The sequence below is a fragment of the Stenotrophomonas sp. 3diitr2024 genome (assembly GCF_042136455.1).
Lineage (GTDB): Bacteria > Pseudomonadota > Gammaproteobacteria > Xanthomonadales > Xanthomonadaceae > Stenotrophomonas > Stenotrophomonas sepilia.
The window spans coordinates 1-1,985 of sequence record NZ_JBHHMJ010000177.1 but is presented as its reverse complement, the minus strand read 5'-3'; the positions used below and the strand labels follow the sequence as shown (position 1 = coordinate 1,985).

General features: G+C 67.7%; 2 protein-coding genes. Both read right to left on the bottom strand.

What is annotated here, in order from left to right; translation table 11 throughout:
• Positions 1–105: 105 nt before the first annotated feature.
• Positions 106–990, bottom strand: coding sequence for a hypothetical protein (locus ABGA94_RS04225; protein ID WP_111127953.1), 885 nt, complete (start codon positions 988–990; stop codon positions 106–108).
• 3 nt (positions 991–993) lie between these two features.
• The coding region (locus ABGA94_RS04220) for a GNAT family N-acetyltransferase (RefSeq protein ID WP_375366483.1) at positions 994–1,985 on the bottom strand (992 nt) is incomplete at its 5' end.

The window sequence follows — 1,985 nt, the reverse complement described above, 5'->3', positions numbered from 1 at the left end:
CGGCCGCTGGCCGGCATTCCCGTGAGCCCGGGAACAATGAGGTTGCCGGCCAGCGGCCGGCACTACCGAAGCCACGCCGGCCAACGCCCGGCATTGCCGACGCGGTCAGCAGGCCGTCGGAGCGGCGGCGATTGCCGCCAGCAGTTCGCGGTTCACCTGCTGGTGCCGGGCCTGCCAGGCAGGAAGATCATCGGCGCTGACGTCCGGCTGGCCATCCAGCGACGACAGCCAGCGCTTGAAGCGGCTCTGGTAGTTGGCCAGCGAAACTTCGCCGGTGATGTCACTGCCGACCAGGCCACCGGCGCGCAGTGCTTCGATCACCACCAGTGCGTGTTCCAGCTGGAAGCGGCCCTGGTCCCAGTTGCTGCGCGCAACGTCCTCGGCGAATACATCCTTGTCGATCGACAGGTAGGTCGGCTGTGGGGATGCGGCCTGCTCGGCGGCGAACGCGGCGACCAGTGCTTCCGGGTGCTCGAAGCGTCGGAACGCACGGCCCATGCCGAGGCGGTGGCCCCAGCCCACATCCACGTCCATGCACCAGTACGTCAGGCGTCCACCCATCAGCGGTCGCCAGTGGTTCTCCCAGGCATGACCGAGGCCGATATCGCTGGAAGTGATGCCGAGCACATGGACGTGCGAGATCTGCGGCAGCTTGCTGGCGGCGTTCACCCACGAGCCGCAGTGCATGCCGAGCGGGAACCGCATGTTGTCCGGATGGTTGTCCAGCACCACCAGTTGGAACGGGGCCTGCCCGCGCATGCGGCGCAGCAGTGGCAGGCTGAGGTGGTGGAAGTCGCCACTGCCGAGCATGACGGTTCCGAGCTGGGCCGGCAGTGGTGCCAGCACGTCAGCGGCGAAACGGTCCAGGGTGGCATTGCTGCAGGCAAAGCGCAGCGGGTCATGCCACTGCGGCAGGGCCAGGGTCTGCGCCTGTGGCAGCGGCAGCACGCCACCGTCCAGGTCCAGGATCAGCGGGGAACGCAAAGGCATCATTCAACCGCCTCCATCAGGTTCGCCCTGCAGATAGGGTGCCAGCCTGCGCAGCGCAGCGCGCAGCAGCGGGGAGCGTGCGTGGATCGCGTGCCGGGTGGAGGTGAAGCGCGCACCCAGTTCGGCCTTGATGCGCGAGTCGGTCCAGCCGGCCACGTAGTGGCTCAGGCCGTGCCGCAGCGCGTACTCGAGGTTGTGCATCCAGCTGACCGCGTACAGGTTGTGCTCGCGCGACTGCGGATAGGCCAGGCCGATGTACTTGTCCACCAGCTTGCCGGCATGCACGTAGCACAGGTTCCAGCCGATCAACCGGCCCTGGTGGCGGTACAGGAACATCCGTCCCTGGCCCTGGCTGTCGGCCAGCAGGTACTGGAAATAGGGCAGGTCGAGCTGGTCGAAATGCACCGCGCTCTGCGCGTATACGTCCAGGTACAGCGCGTACAGTTCGGCCTGCAGTTGCGGGTCGGCCAGGGCCGGGTTGCCGGTGGCGATGCAGTCGATCTGCAGGTCATCGCGCGAACGCAACTTGCGACGGATGTTCTTGCGGCGCGAGGATGACAGGCGGCCGAGATAGTCGTCGAGCGAATCGAAATCGATCGCCACCCAGGCCAGCGGCATGCCTTCCAGTTCGACGAAGCCGCGTGCCAGCAGCGCCTGCAGGAAGGCGCCGCCGTGTGCGTTGGCCGCGTCGTCCAGCAGCGGTGATTCGACTGCCAGGTCCTTCACCACCAGCAGCCGGGTATCGCCGATCGCGTGACGCGTCACGTCCTCGGCCAGCGCCTCCGGGGCAACGTGTGCCGGCAGCGGGGTGTACTCGGTGCTGGTGGCACCGACGAAGCGCGTCTTCCAGGTGATCCACGGCCGCCACAGGCGCGACAGCGGCAGGCCGAGCAGCCTGCTGCGCAGTTCGTCATCCATCGTGGTGGTCAGGTCCAGCGGCGCACGGAAGGTCGGCAGGCCGCTGGGAAGGCGGCCTGCCTCGAATCCGAGCGGCG

Coding starts and splice junctions, on each gene's coding strand:
- ABGA94_RS04225 (WP_111127953.1), bottom strand. CDS start 990: ATGCCTTTGCGTTCCCCGCTGATCCTGGACCTGGACGGTGGCGTGCTG.